This window comes from Citrobacter pasteurii, from assembly GCF_019047765.1.
GTDB lineage: Bacteria > Pseudomonadota > Gammaproteobacteria > Enterobacterales > Enterobacteriaceae > Citrobacter > Citrobacter pasteurii.
This window is the reverse complement of sequence record NZ_CP077262.1, coordinates 1795885-1813504: the sequence shown is the minus strand read 5'-3', so window position 1 is coordinate 1813504 and position 17620 is coordinate 1795885. Positions and strand designations below refer to the sequence as shown.

Below are 17620 nucleotides of genomic sequence, written 5' to 3'. Positions count from 1 at the left end.
TTTTTAATCCGTTAAATCATCGTGACCGTTATGGCTGTTTAGGTGCGAGAGCAGACAGCTCTGAGCGGAGTTCTGCGCTTAATGCCGGGTCGAGCAGAATTTTTTCCAGTTCCTTTCGGAATGCCTGGTTATCCAGAAGGTTGGCCTTGAGATCACGGAGTAAATTGCGCATGGAAAGCATGGCCTTCAGCTGAGGGATTTGCCGGGAGACCTGCTCCGGGGTGAAATCCTTCATGCTCCGGAAGGTCAGGCTGATGTTGTCTGCGCTGCCGTCATCAGCAAGCGTGTTTTTAACGGTCAGATTGACGTTTGGGGAATATTCGGACAGCACAGAATCAAAATTATTTTTATTCAAATCAACTTTTTTGCGCTCAGACAGGGAGGCAGACTCCTGGCCATTACTGAAGTCGCCTGCTACGAGCAATTTCAGGGGGAGCTCCGTTTTCTTGCTCGCGCCACCAGTGTGCAAATCAAGTTTTAAATTAATACGCGCTTTAGGGATTTCGGACTGAAAGGAAGAGTTAGACATGGCTGTCCCTGTTCTTAATGGAATAATAGAAACGGTCAATGCCAGTGAGAAATAAATAAGAAAAAATTACCCTGCCAGAACAACTTTCCGGTTCGCGTCATCCGACGTAAATAAAAATACCGGAACTAAAAAGCGGGCGCATTCCATCCACCAGCATGCCGACACTGTACTTTGAGTATTTGTCTGAAATGAAAAAATTTCGGATAAGACCCGATAGCCGGAGTGTAGGAACGTTCCCTGCCAGATCGGAAACAAAAAAATGTAACAACACCTTACATGTTCAGCTTTTAATAATAAAAGATCATCATTCTGATTTATAAGGATTTTCTTACATAACCCCTTCAAGCCTTATGGGATAAGGGTGTGCAACAAATGATCAATTTAGCTTAGGGAGTGGATCTGTACGAAATACCACCAATCACGTGAAATATCTGATTTTGTACTTTTATCAAAAATGAGAAGCAGGATGTGACTGAGCCAGTGAAAGATTGACGACATTTCCAAGTTTTCATCATTTCTTATTTTTCATTTAAGCAGGGCTTATTTGTTTTCGTCAGAAGAAAGGAAATTTCACGACAGCCCTTTACACATGCTTCAATACCAGGAGGTGAGCACGATCTGGATACCTGCCATTCAGGGAATTTCAGATTAACTGATGCGTTGAGAATATTTGTCCTATTGCTCAGGTTGTAATGCGATCCGGTTCGATGCCATCATGACAGACGGGAGGAGATGGGCCTGAAAAACCTCTGTACATGCTGACAGGTTGCCCGTCACCAGAAACTCGTAGTGGTCAAGTAATATTGGCCACGGTTTTACAGTAAAAATGGTACCTGTTCTCGGACTCTTCCGGCGTCAACCCTCCGTTATAATGGTGAGGTCTGACGCTATTGTAGTAGTTCAGTATGTAATCATTAATTTGCTGTCTTGCCTCGTCCCTACCTGCGTAACCCTCCGTCGGCACCCATTCTGTTTTCAGACTGCGGAAGAAGCGTTCCATCGGGCCATTATCCCAGCAGTTTCCCCTCCGACTGACGCTTTGCTTTATTCTGTGACGCCAGAGAAGTTGTTGATATTTCAGGCCTGTATACTGGCTACCCTGGTCGCTATGGAACATGACATCTCGCGGTTGACCACGCGTTTCACAGGCCATCCGCAGGGCGCTGCTTATCAGTGCGGTATCGGCATCCGCTGACAGACTCCAGCCGATAACCCTGCGGGCAAAAAGATCCATAACGACCGCCAGATAGCACCAGCGATTTCCTGCCCAGATATACGTAATGTCTCCGCACCATACCCGGTCTGGCTCGGGCACAGCGAACTGACGCTCAAGCAGGTTCGGCAGGCAGGTATGCGCCTGACGGGCATTTTTGTACTGATGTTTTCCGGGCTGACAACTGCTCAGGTTCAGATATTTCATCAGACGCCCGGCACGGTAACGGCTCATCGGGACGCCATTTTGGACCAGCATCTCAGCTATAGTGCGCGCCCCCGCAGAGCCCCGGCTCTGGTTCCACGCCCGTCGTATTTCGCTGTACAGCCTGACACGCGCCGGATTAACCGTATCGCGTCGTTTTAGCCAGTACCGGTAACTGCTGCGGTGTATTCCCAGAGCAGAACAAAGGTTGACAACCGTATGGCTGTCACTCAGTCTGGCGGCTATCGTGAACCGTTCAGCGAGTCGGACATCAAGAGTGCGGTAGCCTTTTTTAATATCGTATTCTGTCCCTCCAGGCGGCGAACCTGCTTTTCCAGCTCGCGGATACGTTGCTGCTCTGCAGTAATGGGGGTTGCAGTGGGCGTAATCCCCTGGCGCTCTCGCCTGAGCTGGCGCACCCAGCTCTCAAGCGTGGTAGAACCGACATTCATCGCTTCACTGGCTTGTCGATATGAGTAGCCCTTATCAACAATCAGTTGTGCACATTCCAGCCTGAACTCAGGGGTGAATGTACGTTTGGTTTTCTTGTTCATTAAGTCACCTGTTTTGTGTTGAGATGAGAATGTCACCTTAAATCAGGTGGCCAAATTTACTGTGCCACTACAGTTTGGCAAACCCCGTATTCTGGCATCCCGTTGGACGTTAAGGTTATAATCCTGACAACGATTTTATTGGATCAGATGCAAAAATGACAAAACTCACCCTACAAGAACAGATGCTGAAAGCTGGCTTAGTCTCCAGCAAAAAAATGGCGAAAGTGCAGAGAACAGCGAAAAAATCACGCGTTCAGGCCCGTGAAGCCAGAGAAGCGGTTGAAGAGAATAAAAAAGCACAAATTGAACGGGATAAGCAGTTAAGCGATCAACAGAAACAAGCGACGCTGTCGAAAGAATACAAAGCGCAGATTAAGCAGCTTATTGAAATGAACAAAATCACCATTTCCAAAGGTGATATTGGGTATAACTTCACCGATAATAATCTGATTAAAAAAATCTACGTGGATAAGGTGACACAGGCGCAATTGATTAAAGGGCGTCTGGCTATTGCCCGGCTGACTGCAGAAAGCGACCGTGACAGCGAATATGCTATTATCCCAGCCGTCGTTGCCGATAAAATTGCACAGCGCGACGACAGCTACATCGTCTTAAATTGCGAGCTGAGTCAGGAAGCGAAAGACGAAGACGATCCGTATGCTGACTTCGTCGTACCTGACGATTTAATGTGGTAAGCGAAAAATGCCGGATAATAAGTCCGGCATTTTTTCTAATAATGAGGTGACGACTCAGATGTTCATTCAATTACCCTTATCATAACCGCACCTCATCTCTCTAGAACTTATAATGCTCTTTACTTAGCCCGTATTTTCTCATCCGCAAATACAGTTTTTTACGCGGAATTTGCAGATATTCTGCCACTTCATTAATACGCCCTTGATGAATATTTAGCGCTTCGGTAATGATTTGCCGCTCATACTCTTCAACCCGGCGATCCAACGGTGTCGGTTCCGGCATGTGCAACTGCGGATTAGCGGTCTCCGCCAATGGCAGCAACCCAACGGCAAAAAGCTCTGCGGCGTTTGCCAGCTCTCGCACATTACTTAACCACACACGACGTCGCATGCCTTTTAGCAATTCCCCGTCGACCTCCGGAATGGGGTGGTTCAGACGCAGACAGGCTTTTTGCAGGTAATGGCGAAATAGCGGTTCAATATCGTCCGGGCGCATGGATAGAGGCTGGCAGGCGATTTGTGTCATGGCGAAACAGTAATAGAGTTCGGCCACGATCTGGTTTGTTGCCGCCAGCTCCACCAGCGATGTCGTGCCAACACCAATTAACCGAAAAGGACGCCGCTCCTGACTTTGCAGGTGAACCAACTTGTGCTGCTGCTCGCGCGTCAAACACGCTATATGGCTTAATACCAGCGTCCCACCTTGCGCTTGAGCAATCAGCTCATCGAGCTGAGCCGTGTTCCCGGCGGTGAGTTCTGCGCGGATAAACGGCCCCTGGGCGCTACGTCCCAGCTGATGCAAATAACGGGCTCCCGTCATACGTCCCGTCCCGGGTTCCCCATAAAACCAGACGGCAAGATCCGTTTCTGCCAGTTGCTGCAGCCGTTGACGGTACTGATTTATCCAGTCGCTGTAGCCAACCAGTTCAACCTGCAGCTTTTGCTGGCAGTAATGACGACGGGCAATCACAGATTTTCGCTGCTGCAACGCCTGTGCAACCAGCAACAGCAGCTTACCGGGATCGACCGGTTTTTGCAGAAAATCCCATGCCCCTTTTTTCACCGCATCCACCGCCATCGGCACATCACCATGTCCGGTAATCAGCAGGATCGGCAGCTGGCTATCATCCTGATGAAAAAGAGCCATCAGTTCGATACCGTTACAGCCAGGCATACACACGTCACTCAGGACGATACCGGGCCAGTCAGCCTGTAGCCAATTTCGGGCATCGTAGGGGTTATTGCACGCGCATACCCGATAGCCTGCCTGCTCAAGCAACAAGGTGTAAGCATCAAGGACATCGGTATCATCATCAATCAGCAGAACAGAATATTCATCACTCAACATCTTCTACATCCGTCAGGTTGAATTGCAGTACCACGCAGGCATTGCGCCCCAGCGTCGACGCCAGGCGTAGCTCGCCGTTCATCTGCGTCATTAATGAGACACAAATTGATAGCCCAATACCGAGACCAACATCCTTACTGGTGGTAAACGGTTTTAATAGCGACGGTAGCAGCGCACCAGGCCAGCCGGGGCCATTATCGCTGACAAATACACACACCGTGCTGCCCTCAACCTGCCAGTGAACGTCAATCTTCGCGGCAACCGGGCAGGCATCCAGCGCATTTGCCAGTATGTTTACCAGAACTTGCTGAATTCTCACCTCATCGCCCGTAACCCACACGCGCTCAATTGGCAGCGAAAGCGTACCCTGCTGCGGTTTATGCCGCATAGCCAATAGTTCCCAGGCCGCGCTGAAGGTCTGCCGTAAATCGACCGGATGCAGCGGTGCCCCTGGCTCGGCTCGGCGTGCAAACTGTCGCAATGAGCGGATAATGGCATCGATACGGGTAATGAGTCCTTCGGCTTTGGTTAACGTGCTTCTGGCCTGCGCCAACTGCTCTTGTTCAATTGCTCTGCCCGCAGTAAACAGATACATCGACAACGCATTCAGTGGTTGATTGATTTCGTGGGCCAGCGTGGTCATGGTCTGTCCGACCACCGCCAATTTCGCCGTCTGAATCAATTCGCCCTGGGTCGCTCGCAGATCGGCCTCAATCTCCTTACGCTCTGCCACTTCCTGTTCAAGCTGACTTTTTTGCGTATTGAGCTGACCCAGCGTATGGCGCAGTAACCCTGCAATGCGCCCTAGCTCATCACGACCATAAACCGGGATCGAGGCATCGGTTCTGCCAAGACCAATTTGCACCACGGCCTGGTTGAGCGCGGTAAAACGCTTCACCAACCGTGAACGGATAAAGTAGTGGTTGAGTCCCCAGGCAAGAAGCAGCGCCAACAGCGTCGCCAGCAGAATAAGCCCACCGCTGACGCGAACAATCTGCTCCAGTCGCTGGTTAAACATCTGCATTTGTTGATGGCTACTTCCCAACTGAGCCTCAAGCAACGTTCGGAAACGTCCAAGTGTAGCTTCTCTGGCATGGCTGGCATCAACCAGCGCTTTTTGCGCCGCGACATAATCACGCATCGTATCGGGCATTTTGTTTTTCATCATCCCGATTTCCAGCAATTCGTCGATGGTTTGTCGCAACGTGATAGTACTGGGCCAGTCGTCCAGGGTGCGGATATTTTCATCCGCCGTTTTCTTCAGATTTTCCAGATAGCGAATATGATTCTCGACCAGCATGCCGTCGTCGCTACCTGACTTCAGTTCATTCAACCTGTCGCGTAAATCATCGACAATCTGGTTTTCAATTCTTGCCAGCGTGTACACCTGTTGCTGCTCATTCTGCACCTCCCTGGCGCGTTTCAGGTACAACGCCGCGTCGCCATTTTTCGCTTCAATTTGATCCAACAACGTTCCCTGCTGCCAGGTGAAATCCTGCACCAGAGAGTTCAGTTCGGTCGTGAAATCATCATGTAACCAGTCGATTCGCGCGGAAAGTTCGCTGACTTTTTCGCGTACCAGGAACATGTTGTAGAGCACCCGGTCCAGCTCGGTCATCAATGCCCGACTATCCTGCAAAATCACCGCCAGCTGTTGTTGTTCCGCGGGTTGCAATCCCCGGCTCAGCAGTTCAATTTTGTCCAGATGTTCTATGATCTGATTGCGCAATTGCAGCCGTACGGTCGTATTGGGGGCAAGCAGGAATTCATTAAGCTGATCGACAACCAGATTAAGATTCCCTTCAATCAAAAAAGCGGAATGCACGCGCGGGAAATAGTCATCGAGCGAATAGCGGATTTGCGAGCTTTGCTCATGCCAGGAATACAAACTGACACAGCTCACGCTCAGCGTCAGTAAAGCCCCCGTCAGAAAAGCCCCCCGCAAACTGCTGCTGATGCTGAGCTGACGAAGACGTTGCCATAGCGAACCGCCTTTCATTGTAGTTCTTCCAGTTTTGATATCGCCAGCCGCTGGTTTTTAAGAAACCAGAGTTGCCACTCCATCATTTGCTGTTCAGCAAAACTTTTGTTATCGAATTGAGCAAGCCAGGCTTCATCTTCGCTGCTCCTGGCGTCGATTGGGACCTGGGTTAACAGCGCTCTGATTTCGGGTAACGGGTGTTTCAGACGAGCTTCCGCACTGTACAGCGCTCGCCAGGCATCCTTAAGCTGCGCGAGGCGGAAACTGATGGCCGTATCAAACATTCGCTGGACCAGCTGTTGACGCTTCAGGATCAGACGGTAATTAAGCGGTGGCTGTTTCATCAAAATGGCCTGTTGGGCTGCACGCGGGTTATCTGCTGCCAGCGACGTTACCGGATATTTACCGGTATTCGCATCTGCAAGGATCCGCTGCCCTTCCGGGCTCAATAAATAGCGGATAAAACGTTGTGCTTCATTGGCACGCGGGCTGTTTTTCAGCACGGCTACGTAGGTCGGCGAGACCGCAGAGTGTGGAAAGTAATTAAAGGTCAGATTGGGGTCATTGAGCAGCAGATTGGCATAGTTATCAATAACCGGTCCCGCAACGCCCAATCCGCTCTTAATTTTGTCCGCAACACCAAAGCTGCGTGATGAAATGGTCACCAGGTTCCCGGCACTGGCCAGCAATGTCGCCCAACCTTCTTGCCATCCTTTTTGTTGCAGCAATGATTCAACCATCAGGTGATTGGTATCGGAGCGCGATGGGCTACTCATCAGCAGGGCATTTTGATATTTAGGATGCGTTAAATCCCCCCAGTCCGTCGGTGGAGGCAGATGTCGCGCCGTCAGTGCTGAACGATTAATCAGTAGACCAAATCCCGAGATCGCCACGGCTACAGACGTCGACCGTATTGACTCAGGCACCAGACGCTGGCTTTCCGGCAATGCATTATCAAAAGGAGCAAGTTTCTGATGCTCCTGAAGATGCTGCAGTAGCATCGGCGAAGAGGTCAAAATCAGGTCAACGTTTTCCGCATTCGCGGTATCGAGCAGTTGTTCGAGAGAAGAACTGGTGCGGTTTAGCGTGCGGATCATCACTGACCCCGGCTCCGTTTGCCAGCGCTGAATAATCCAGGCCGTTGCCCCCGGGGAAAACGTCGTCGCCATCACCAGTTCCTTCCCCTGTGCCAGACAGGTCGCCGACAGCGACATAAAACACAGTGAGAGCGCCAACAAACTACCCCGACAGAAAAGTCTGTTTGTGATCCTGCTCATAAATACCAACATCTTCAAAAAATAATATTGAGACAAAATTTACCCGTTTATCGCGACACATGGAAAAGATAAAACTGCTATCAAAATAACCAGACGGAATACGATAACAGAGATAAAGAATACCTGAAAATGTCGTTTGAATTTGTTAATACCCGCACATGCTGATGATAAAAACGCATTAAGAATAATAGCTCTGGCCTCACCATAATTCAAAAGAGTCAAAGTCAGCCCCATTTTCAGCAAATTGAGTCAATAGTGACACATTTCTTCAATTTGAATTTCTTAGCCATCTATTTCACTCTTCTCTGCGAAAAATCCTGATATTCACATCAATATAAATTTAGGTGATGATATGTTATCAATATTTAAGACAGGGCCATCGGCAAATAAAGTCCCGGAAGAGAAAATTCAGGAGACTTATGGTCGATACCGCATTCAGGCGTTACTTAGCGTATTTCTTGGCTATCTTGCGTATTATATTGTACGTAATAACTTCACCCTCTCTACCCCGTACCTGAAAGAACATCTGGATCTCAGCGCAACACAGATTGGTTTACTCAGCAGTTGTATGCTAATTGCCTATGGGATCAGTAAAGGCATCATGAGCAGCCTGGCAGACAAAGCCAGCCCGAAAGTCTTTATGGCTTGCGGCCTGATCCTGTGCGCTATCGTCAACGTTGGCTTAGGGTTCAGCACCGGATTCTGGATTTTTGCCGCACTGGTGGTCTTCAACGGACTATTCCAGGGGATGGGCGTCGGTCCCTCGTTTATTACCATCGCCAACTGGTTCCCACGCAAAGAGCGCGGACGCGTTGGCGCATTCTGGAATATCTCACACAACGTCGGCGGCGGTATTGTCGCCCCTATTGTTGGCGCCGCTTTTGCAATTCTCGGCAGCGAACACTGGCAAAGCGCCAGCTATATCGTCCCAGCCTGTGTTGCGGTGCTGTTTGCTTTTATTGTTCTGATGTTGGGGAAAGGCTCACCGCGCGAAGAAGGCTTGCCTGCTCTGGAACAGATGATGCCGGAAGAAAAAGTCGTGTTGAATGCCCGGCACGTAACCCAGGCGCCGGAAAACATGAGCGCCTTTCAAATTTTTTGCACCTACGTGCTGCGTAACAAAAATGCCTGGTATGTTTCATTGGTAGATGTTTTTGTCTATATGGTGCGTTTTGGCATGATCAGTTGGTTACCGATTTATCTGTTAACTGAAAAACATTTCTCGAAAGAACAAATGAGTGTGGCGTTCCTGTTTTTCGAATGGGCCGCAATTCCTTCCACACTGCTGGCGGGCTGGTTGACCGATAAACTGTTTAAAGGTCGTCGCATGCCGTTGGCCATGATTTGTATGGCGCTGATCTTCGTCTGCCTGATCGGTTACTGGAAAAGTGAATCCCTGCTGATGGTCACTATTTTTGCCGCCATCGTCGGGTGCCTGATCTATGTGCCCCAGTTCCTGGCGTCTGTTCAGACCATGGAAATCGTCCCCAGCTTTGCCGTCGGTTCGGCGGTCGGATTACGCGGTTTTATGAGCTACATTTTTGGTGCATCGCTGGGAACCAGTCTGTTTGGTGTCATGGTCGATAAAATGGGATGGCATGGCGGTTTCTATCTGCTGATGGGCGGGATTGTCTGCTGCATACTGTTCTGCTATCTGTCCCACCGCGGAGCGCTGGAACTCGAACAACAACGAAAAAATGCCCAACAACAGGACACGGAGCTGCAGCTTGCTGATGCCAGGTAATCGGCTTTAGAGAGAAAAAAGTGCCAGCGATGCTGGCACTTTAGTTTGTCCAGATGGAAGCCAGAAAATCAGTCAATGTGGTACACAATTGCGTTTTCCGTTATGAACCTGTGATTTAATTCTTATTGTCCCCTACCATAAAGCGAATGATCAATCCGCATGCCGGGGCAAGAAAAAGAAACAGTCCCGTTACCATTTCGTTTCCGTCAGTCAACCGTATGGTAAAGAAATAAATTAATGCCGTAAGGATAGCCATGCCGAAAAAAGAACTAATTGACGCGGCAGCGCCCATTACCTGCCAAATATAGCAACTAACGCACAGAATGCTCAATGCGAGGAAAGTCCAAAAATAGAACATAGCGTTACCTCCTGTCTGCCGTAAAAATCGACGTAAGTCCTTACACTTCCTTGATTTTATAGTCTAAGACAATTCCTATCCGTTCGCAATTCAAGCAACATTTTCGCTACAATAACTGTTCATCTTCTGAACTGCACATTCTCCGTTGACCTTTATTTAATCGTCATAAAAACAACAAATTATCTATAAGTCTATTCTTGCTTTTTATCGACCAAAAAACATTTACGAAACTTGAGGAATTATTTCTGGATGACATTAATCTTCGGGTGTACATTGAGCGTCCGATCATTCATACCCCTCGTGGTTTGTCCTGACTCAGTTTTACACTCTTTACAGGAACCATTGTCGCTAATAGTGACCTAACTGTTCAGTGTCAGAGAGTAACGCTGTAGGCAAAGAATCTTCGCGATACATTATTTTCGTACCAACAACAGGTGCTTATGTTCCCCCAATGTAAATTTTCACGCGCGTTTTTGCATCCGCGCTACTGGCTCACATGGTTCGGTGTCGGTGTGCTCTGGTTACTGGTGCAGCTCCCTTATCCTGTTTTATGTTTTCTGGGCACCCGTACAGGTACGCTGGCGCGCCCATTTTTAAAGCGCCGGGAATCCATTGCCCATAAAAATCTCGAACTCTGTTTCCCGAATCTGTCACAAGAAGAAAGAAACAAACTGGTCGACGAGAACTTCCGCTCACTCGGCATGGCACTGCTTGAAACCGGTATGGCCTGGTTCTGGCCAGATCGCCGGGTGCGCAAATGGTTTGATGTTGAAGGTCTGGACAACCTGCAACGCGCTCAGGCACATAACCGTGGCGTAATGGTAGTCGGCGTGCATTTTATGTCGCTGGAACTGGGGGGCCGCGTGATGGGTCTTTGCCAGCCAATGATGGCAACCTACCGCCCGCACAACAACAAATTAATGGAGTGGATACAAACCCGCGGCCGTATGCGCTCGAACAAAGCCATGATCGGCAGAAATAATCTGCGCGGCATTGTCGGCGCACTGAAAAAAGGGGAAGCCGTATGGTTTGCACCCGATCAGGATTATGGCCGTAAAGGCAGTTCATTTGCGCCATTCTTCGCCGTCAAAGATGTTGCGACAACCAACGGCACCTACGTGCTGTCACGCTTGTCGGGGGCGAAAATGCTGACCGTCACCATGGTGAGAAAATCTGATAACTCCGGCTACCGTCTGTTTATCACGCCAGAAATGGAAGGTTACCCGGAAGATGAAAACCAGGCCGCGGCCTATATGAACAAAATTATTGAGAAAGAGATCATGCGGGCACCCGAGCAGTATCTCTGGATCCATCGTCGTTTCAAAACCCGCCCGATGGGTGAAGCCTCGCTATATGTCTAAAAAGAAAGGCCGAATGGCCTTTCTTTATTTCTGCGCTTGAATTACTTAACCCCCCACTTGTTCTGTAGTTCAGTCATTCGTTCGCTATATTCTCTGCCAAGGCAGGCGGGTTTATCCTGCTCTTTCCAGCATTCATTACGTCCTTTGATCCAACCTCGTTGCTCTGCTTTTAGCGTCGGGTCATTTTTCGATTTAGCCAGCGCCTGTTTGTAGACCTCGTTCAATCGTAAATCCATTGCGGAGAGCGATGGGCTCAGACAGATAATCTCTTCCATGCTTCCCTTTTCCACTGCAGAACAGGAGAATGATGGGCCAGCATGAGTCGATTTTTTCGCCACAGAGAAATCAACATTATCTTCAGGCTGACAAATCCTATGCTTGCGGTTTGGGCCAGCCCAGGACACTTCCGGGTTTCCGTCATCTTTTCTGGAAATTGAGACGGTATTTTTACCGCTCTTTGCCTCCCAGTAATTTTCATTGAAGGTCTTAATGGTCGCTTTTGTGCCATTAATCCATACATTGCCTTTACCATCACTATTCACACCACCAATACTTGCGCAACTGAAATTGAACGCTTGTGGTGCAGCCGCCATCGACGCCAATGGCGCAAGAACAAGTGCTAACATCATTAATCTGGTCATTTTTAACCTTTTCATTATCAAATTCCGCGAGGAAATTAACCGCATTAACCTCAAGGTAATATGAGAATTCTCTGAGTAACAGCCACGTCGCTCAATAGCAATTTATTACCGTCGGAAATTAAACTGTCGCCGAATCACGACACTTGTAAGTTACTAAAATTAAATAAAAAAACGCCTCTTGTTTCACCTCATTTTTAGGCGTACATTAGCGCCGTCTGGAGCATTAAAGCTCAGAATTCTGGGGTGATGCAGCCAAGCAAACGCGGGGTATTCTCCCTTTCGTTTATGCTCGCATCAGCTCTCTGTCAGGTAAGCAGATGTTCATTTAGGCGTACTCATCGTATGCGGAGAGATGAAAAGTGAAATATTTCTTTATGGGCATTTCTTTTATGGTCATCGTGTGGGCCGGTACTTTTGCCCTGATGATCTAAATTGAAAGATGCAGCAAAAAAACAGGAGCCATTTGGCTCCTGTTTGCATGTGTGAGGTGAAGGTTTTGTTAGTCGGTACTTTCAGTGGCTGATTTCGGACTGGCCGGCAGTAAACCATCTGCGCGGAACATGGCTTTGATTCCGCGGATTGCCTGGCGGGTACGGTCGCGGTTCTCAATCAACGCAAAACGCACGTGTGTATCACCATAGTCCCCAAAGCCAATCCCCGGCGAAACACAGACCTTCGCCTCATTCAGCAATTTTTTGGCAAATTCAAGCGACCCCATTGCGGCGTACTGCTCCGGAATTTTTGCCCACACGTACATCGACGCTTTTGGCATTTCAACCATCCAGCCCGCTTCATGCAGCCCCTTGACCAGCACATCGCGACGGCGTTTATATTGCTCCGCAATATCTCGCACGCACTGCTGATCGCCTTCCAGCGCTGCAATAGCGGCTACCTGCAGCGGTGTAAACGTTCCGTAATCGTGATAGCTCTTAATGCGCGCCAGTGCGTTTACCAGCGTTTTATTGCCAACCATAAAGCCAATGCGCCACCCCGCCATGTTATAGCTTTTCGACAAGGTGAAAAATTCAACGGCAACATCACGGGCACCCGGAACCTGCATAATCGATGGCGCTTTCCAGCCATCGTAGACAATATCGGCATAGGCCAGGTCATGAACCACCAGCACGTCGTAGCGTTTAGCCAGTGCGACGACCTTTTCGAAAAACGCCAGCTCGACACACTGTGCCGTCGGGTTGGACGGGAAGCCTAAGATCATCATCTTCGGTTTCGGGTAGCTTTCGCGAATCGCACGCTCCAGTTCATTAAAGAAGTCGACCCCTTCCACCAGCGGCACGGAACGCACCTGTGCACCGGCGATAACGGCACCATAAATATGGATGGGGTAACTGGGATTCGGCACCAGGACCGTGTCGCCGTGATCCAATGTCGCCAACATCAGGTGAGCCAGCCCCTCTTTGGAGCCAATCGTTACAATCGCTTCGGATTCAGGATCGATCTCGACGTCATAGCGTTCCTGATACCAGCGAGAAATCGCCCGACGTAAACGAGGAATACCGCGCGACGTTGAATAACCGTGGGTATCCGGGCGCTGCGCCACGGTACACAGTTTTTCGACAATGTGAGGAGGCGTGGCACCATCCGGATTCCCCATGCTGAAATCGATAATATCTTCGCCGCGCCGACGCGCAGCCATCTTCAGTTCAGCGGTAATGTTAAAAACGTAAGGGGGAAGACGATCAATACGCGTAAAACGACGTTCAGGGCGGGAATCAGCCATAATATCCTCAGATGTACGTTAGCGCCCGGACCGTCCGAGCGACGCTGCCACGATGGTGGCACGTTTAGAAAATAGCCTGATTAATTTCCTTCTGTCGAGAGGTACAGCAAAATATTTTTTATCGGCATAAAAGAGGAACAACGTTTCTAAAACGGGAAATTCATGAATATCCACTCCTTATGAAATCACCAATTTTTAACATTTTGTTATTAAATACATTACGTTGAAGTTCGCCTTCTCTGGAGAGGTATTGTAAATACAACAATCATGCAACAATCCCCTTTTAATATTGTGGTTTTTCCTCATTAGCCCATGCTGACAGGGATGCTGGTCATCCTGCCTCGGGTTACCTATCATAGAGGTTTAACCCCTTCGCAAGAGTCACCTGTGCACGAAATATTCAATATGCTGCTGGCGGTCTTTGATCGGGCAGCGCTGATGCTTTTTTGTCTGTTTTTCCTGATTCGTATCCGCCTGTTCCGCGAACTGTTGCACAAGTCAGCTCACTCGGTGAAAGAGCTGCTCGCCGTTACTGCCATTTTCTCCATGTTTGCCCTGTTCAGCACCTGGTCTGGTGTACCGGTAGAAGGCTCACTGGTGAACGTGCGAATTATCGCCGTGATGTCAGGAGGAATTCTGTTCGGCCCATGGGTCGGTATCATTACCGGACTCATCGCGGGCACACACCGTTATCTGATTGATATTGGGGGTGTTACCGCCCTTCCCTGTTTTATTACCAGTATCCTTGCTGGCTGTATTGCGGGTTGGATCAACCGAAAAATCCCTAAGGCGCAACACTGGCGCGCCGGTATTTTAGGCGGGATGCTGTGCGAGTCATTGACCATGATTCTGGTGGTCGCCTGGGCCCCCACTACCGAACTGGGGCTGGATATTGTCTCGAAAATCGGTATCCCAATGATCCTTGGCAGCGTCTGTATCGGCTTTATCGTCATGCTGGTACAAAGCGTGGAAGGAGAGAAAGAAGCCAGTGCGGCAAAACAGGCTAAACTGGCGCTGGATATCGCTAACAAAACCCTGCCGCTTTTTCGTCAGGTCAATAGCGAGTCGCTACGCCAGGTGTGCGAAATTATTCGCCATGATATTCATGCCGATGCCGTCGCGATCACCAATACCCAGCACGTTCTGGCCTATGTCGGCGTTGGCGAACTGAACTACCGCGATAACGATGATTTCGTTAGCCCTACCACCCAGCAGGCGATAAATTACGGAAAAATCATCATAAAGAACAATGATGAAGCACATCGCACGCCGGAAATACACTCCATGCTGGTAATACCGTTGTGGGAAAAAGGTGTGGTCACCGGTACGCTGAAAATCTACTACTGCCATGCCCACCAGATCACCTCTTCATTACAAGAAATGGCTATCGGTCTGTCACAAATTATCTCGACTCAGCTTGAGGTTTCCCGCGCCGAGCAGCTACGTGAAATGGCAAATAAGGCAGAGTTGCGGGCACTACAAAGTAAAATAAATCCCCATTTCCTGTTTAATGCGTTAAACGCGATCTCATCGTCAGTGCGGCTAAACCCGGACACTGCACGCCAGCTCATTTTTAATTTATCTCGCTATCTTCGCTATAATATTGAATTAAAAGATGATGAGCAGATCGATATCAAGAAAGAGCTGTATCAAATTAAGGATTACATTGCCATTGAGCAGGCCCGTTTTGGCGATAAATTGACGGTTATTTATGATATTGATGAAGAGGTCAGCTGTTTTATTCCCAGCCTGCTGATTCAGCCATTGGTTGAAAATGCCATCGTCCATGGGATCCAACCCTGCAAAGGGAAAGGTGTGGTCACTATCAGCGTGGCGGAATGTGGTAATCGGGTACGCATTGCCGTCAGAGATACCGGTCATGGTATCGATCCGAAAGTCATTGAACGCGTTGAGTCCAATGAAATGCCGGGCAATAAAATTGGCCTGTTGAATGTGCATCACCGCGTTAAACTCCTGTACGGCGAAGGGCTACATATCCGCCGTCTTGAGCCTGGCACAGAGATTGCCTTTTACGTGCCAAACCAGCACTCACCTGCAGCAGCCCCGGCCACATTATTGCTTTAACCAGGAGTTAAGTTGTGAAAGTCATCATTGTTGAAGATGAATTCCTAGCCCAACAGGAACTTAGCTGGCTGATAAAAGAGCACAGCCAGATGGAGATTGTCGGCACATTTGACGACGGTCTGGATGTACTTAAATACCTGCAGCACAACCGCGTTGACGCTATTTTTCTGGATATTAATATTCCGTCACTGGATGGTGTGCTGCTGGCGCAAAACATCAGTCAGTTCGCGCATAAACCCTTTATTGTGTTTATTACTGCCTGGAAAGAACACGCTGTTGAAGCCTTTGAACTGGAAGCGTTTGACTACATTCTGAAACCGTACCAGGAATCACGGATTGTCGGCATGTTGCAAAAACTGGAGGCGGCCTGGCAGCAGCAAACAGGAACCCCCCTTACCAGCCAGGTGACGCGTGAAAACGATACGATCAACCTGATCAAAGACGAGCGGATCATCGTTACGCCAATCAACGATATTTACTACGCTGAAGCCCATGAAAAGATGACCTTCGTCTACACGCGACGCGAATCGTATGTCATGCCGATGAACATCACCGAATTTTGCAGTAAACTGCCTGCCTCACATTTTTTCCGCTGCCACCGCTCATTCTGCGTAAACCTGAACAAAATCCGCGAGATCGAACCATGGTTTAACAACACCTATATTTTACGATTAAAAGATCTGGAATTTGAAATCCCGGTTAGCCGGAGTAAAGTGAAAGAGTTCAGACAGTTAATGCATTTATAGCGCAGAGAAAGAGCGATGAAAGAGCCAGGCCTACCCGCAGACCAACAGTTTTTCGCCGATCTGTTCAGCGGCCTGGTATTAAACCCGCAGCGCCTGGGGCGCGTATGGTTCGCGACCCAGCCCACCACGCTACCAGGCGGTAGTTTATGTATTGATCTTCCACGCCTCGATATCGTTTTGCGTGGCGAATACAGCAATCGGCTGGAAACCAAGCAGCATAGTCTGCCAGAAGGCGACATGCTGTTTATCCCGGCGAAAGCGGCAAATCTACCCGGCAGCGACAAGCCCGTGATGCTGCTGAGCCTGGTGTTTTCTCCGGCCTGGCTGGGGCTCTCATTTTACGATAACCGAACCGCATCGCTGTTGCGCCCGCTGCGCCGCATTGAGTTACCGCATCCGCAGCGCGGCGAAGGTGAGGCGATGCTGACCGCATTAACGCATTTAAGCCGCTCTCCTCAGGCTCAGGATATCATTCAGCCGTTGGTGCTTAGTCTGCTGCATCTGTGTCGTAGCGTGGTGAATACGCGCCCTGAGACAGAGCGCCCGCGCACTGAATTTCTCTATCACAGTATGTGTAATTGGGTACAGGATAACTATGCCCAACCGCTGACCCGGGAAAGCGTAGCGCAGTTTTTTAATATCACCCCCAATCACCTGTCAAAAGTGTTTGCCCAGCACGGCACTATGGGGTTTGTCGAGTATCTGCGGTGGGTCAGAATGGCGAAAGCGCGCATCATCTTACAGAAATACCATCTGTCTATTAGCGAGGTCGCGCAGCGGTGTGGGTATCAGGACAGTGATTATTTCTGCCGCCTGTTCCGGCGTCAGTTTGGTCTGACGCCGGGAGAGTACGGCGCACGTTTTCAGTCTGCACGTTGATTGAGACAGCATCAACGGGTTTAATACCCCACAGGCTTACTCAATAAAGTGAATATACGATGAAAAACAGACGTGCACTCTCCCTGATGTGTTTTCAGATGCTGGAATCAGGTGCGGATCGTCGGACCGTGAAAAAGGCTCTCACCACCCACCGTGTAAAGGGACGCGAAGCGGTGGTGCTGCTCTGCAAACAAGAGATGACGTTGTTGAGGGCCGGGAAACTACCGTTGTCTGATTGATAATTTCCCTTCTGACCCTCTTATCCAC

At 49.3% G+C, this 17620-nt stretch carries 16 protein-coding genes; 8 read left to right on the top strand and 8 right to left on the bottom strand.

Features of this window, described 5'->3' with window-relative positions:
* Positions 1–28 precede the first annotated feature (28 nt).
* Complete coding sequence (gene tssB, locus I6L54_RS08770) at positions 29–529, bottom strand: type VI secretion system contractile sheath small subunit (RefSeq protein ID WP_040231423.1); 501 nt, start codon at positions 527–529, stop codon at positions 29–31.
* Between the two features lie 793 nt (positions 530–1322).
* Positions 1323–2500, bottom strand: a protein-coding gene (locus I6L54_RS08765; protein ID WP_167335597.1) for an IS3 family transposase whose coding sequence is annotated in 2 segments (ribosomal slippage) — positions 1323–2242 and positions 2242–2500 — 1179 coding nt in all. Because the reading frame shifts where the segments join, the coding sequence is not laid out codon by codon here.
* A 155-nt stretch (positions 2501–2655) separates the two neighbouring features.
* Between I6L54_RS08765 and I6L54_RS08760 the strand changes: the two genes are divergently transcribed.
* The gene (locus I6L54_RS08760) at positions 2656–3195 is read left to right on the top strand and encodes a DUF2058 domain-containing protein (RefSeq protein ID WP_040231426.1); all 540 of its coding nucleotides are present in this window, start codon (positions 2656–2658) and stop codon (positions 3193–3195) included.
* Positions 3196–3295: 100 nt separating this feature from the next.
* Here the strand turns inward: I6L54_RS08760 and pgtA are convergent, their stop codons facing one another.
* The 3 genes from pgtA to pgtC are packed head-to-tail and all read right to left on the bottom strand — an operon-like array spanning position 3296 to position 7738.
* Positions 3296–4543, bottom strand: coding sequence for a two-component system response regulator PgtA (gene pgtA / locus I6L54_RS08755; RefSeq protein ID WP_040231427.1), 1248 nt, complete (start codon positions 4541–4543; stop codon positions 3296–3298).
* Positions 4533–6542: a two-component system sensor histidine kinase PgtB gene (gene pgtB, locus I6L54_RS08750; RefSeq protein WP_040231429.1), complete on the bottom strand. Its 2010-nt coding sequence runs from the start codon at positions 6540–6542 to the stop codon at positions 4533–4535. The genes pgtA and pgtB overlap by 11 nt, the downstream gene beginning before the upstream one ends.
* Positions 6539–7738, bottom strand: a complete 1200-nt coding sequence (pgtC, locus tag I6L54_RS08745) for a phosphoglycerate transport regulator PgtC (protein ID WP_137378438.1) — start codon at positions 7736–7738, stop codon at positions 6539–6541. Before pgtC ends, pgtB begins: the two co-directional genes overlap by 4 nt.
* A 415-nt stretch (positions 7739–8153) precedes the next feature.
* On the opposite strand from pgtC, the gene pgtP reads away from it, so the two are divergent.
* Positions 8154–9545 (top strand): phosphoglycerate transporter PgtP, encoded by a 1392-nt coding sequence (gene pgtP / locus I6L54_RS08740; RefSeq protein WP_040231431.1) that lies wholly within the window; start codon positions 8154–8156, stop codon positions 9543–9545.
* Between the two features lie 115 nt (positions 9546–9660).
* On the opposite strand, the gene I6L54_RS08735 is transcribed toward pgtP, so the two are convergent.
* On the bottom strand, positions 9661–9903 hold the full coding sequence (locus I6L54_RS08735; protein WP_005129778.1) for a YfdY family protein: 243 nt from the start codon (positions 9901–9903) through the stop codon (positions 9661–9663).
* Between the two features lie 440 nt (positions 9904–10343).
* Here I6L54_RS08735 and lpxP point away from each other — a divergent pair, with 440 nt between their 5' ends.
* Positions 10344–11264: a kdo(2)-lipid IV(A) palmitoleoyltransferase gene (gene lpxP, locus I6L54_RS08730; protein WP_005129779.1), complete on the top strand. Its 921-nt coding sequence runs from the start codon at positions 10344–10346 to the stop codon at positions 11262–11264.
* Between the two features lie 41 nt (positions 11265–11305).
* On the opposite strand, the gene I6L54_RS08725 is transcribed toward lpxP, so the two are convergent.
* A complete protein-coding gene (locus I6L54_RS08725; RefSeq protein WP_040231432.1) occupies positions 11306–11920 on the bottom strand; it encodes a lysozyme inhibitor LprI family protein in 615 nt (204 codons plus the stop codon).
* 344 nt (positions 11921–12264) lie between these two features.
* Here I6L54_RS08725 and ypdK point away from each other — a divergent pair, with 344 nt between their 5' ends.
* Positions 12265–12336, top strand: coding sequence for a membrane protein YpdK (ypdK, locus tag I6L54_RS08720; RefSeq protein ID WP_010723117.1), 72 nt, complete (start codon positions 12265–12267; stop codon positions 12334–12336).
* A gap of 68 nt (positions 12337–12404) precedes the next feature.
* Here ypdK and alaC read toward each other — a convergent pair whose 3' ends face one another.
* Entirely contained in the window at positions 12405–13643 is a 1239-nt protein-coding gene (gene alaC, locus I6L54_RS08715; protein ID WP_005129786.1) for an alanine transaminase, read from the bottom strand.
* Between the two features lie 387 nt (positions 13644–14030).
* On the opposite strand from alaC, the gene I6L54_RS08710 reads away from it, so the two are divergent.
* The 4 genes from I6L54_RS08710 to I6L54_RS08695 are packed head-to-tail and all read left to right on the top strand — an operon-like array spanning position 14031 to position 17592.
* The gene (locus I6L54_RS08710; RefSeq protein ID WP_086523807.1) at positions 14031–15728 is read left to right on the top strand and encodes a sensor histidine kinase; all 1698 of its coding nucleotides are present in this window, start codon (positions 14031–14033) and stop codon (positions 15726–15728) included.
* Positions 15729–15742: 14 nt separating this feature from the next.
* On the top strand, positions 15743–16474 hold the full coding sequence (gene ypdB, locus I6L54_RS08705; RefSeq protein ID WP_040231434.1) for a two-component system response regulator YpdB: 732 nt from the start codon (positions 15743–15745) through the stop codon (positions 16472–16474).
* 15 nt (positions 16475–16489) lie between these two features.
* Positions 16490–17353, top strand: a complete 864-nt coding sequence (locus I6L54_RS08700; protein WP_040231435.1) for an AraC family transcriptional regulator — start codon at positions 16490–16492, stop codon at positions 17351–17353.
* 59 nt (positions 17354–17412) lie between these two features.
* Positions 17413–17592 (top strand): hypothetical protein, encoded by a 180-nt coding sequence (locus I6L54_RS08695; RefSeq protein WP_040231437.1) that lies wholly within the window; start codon positions 17413–17415, stop codon positions 17590–17592.
* The last annotated feature ends 28 nt before the right edge of the window (positions 17593–17620 follow it).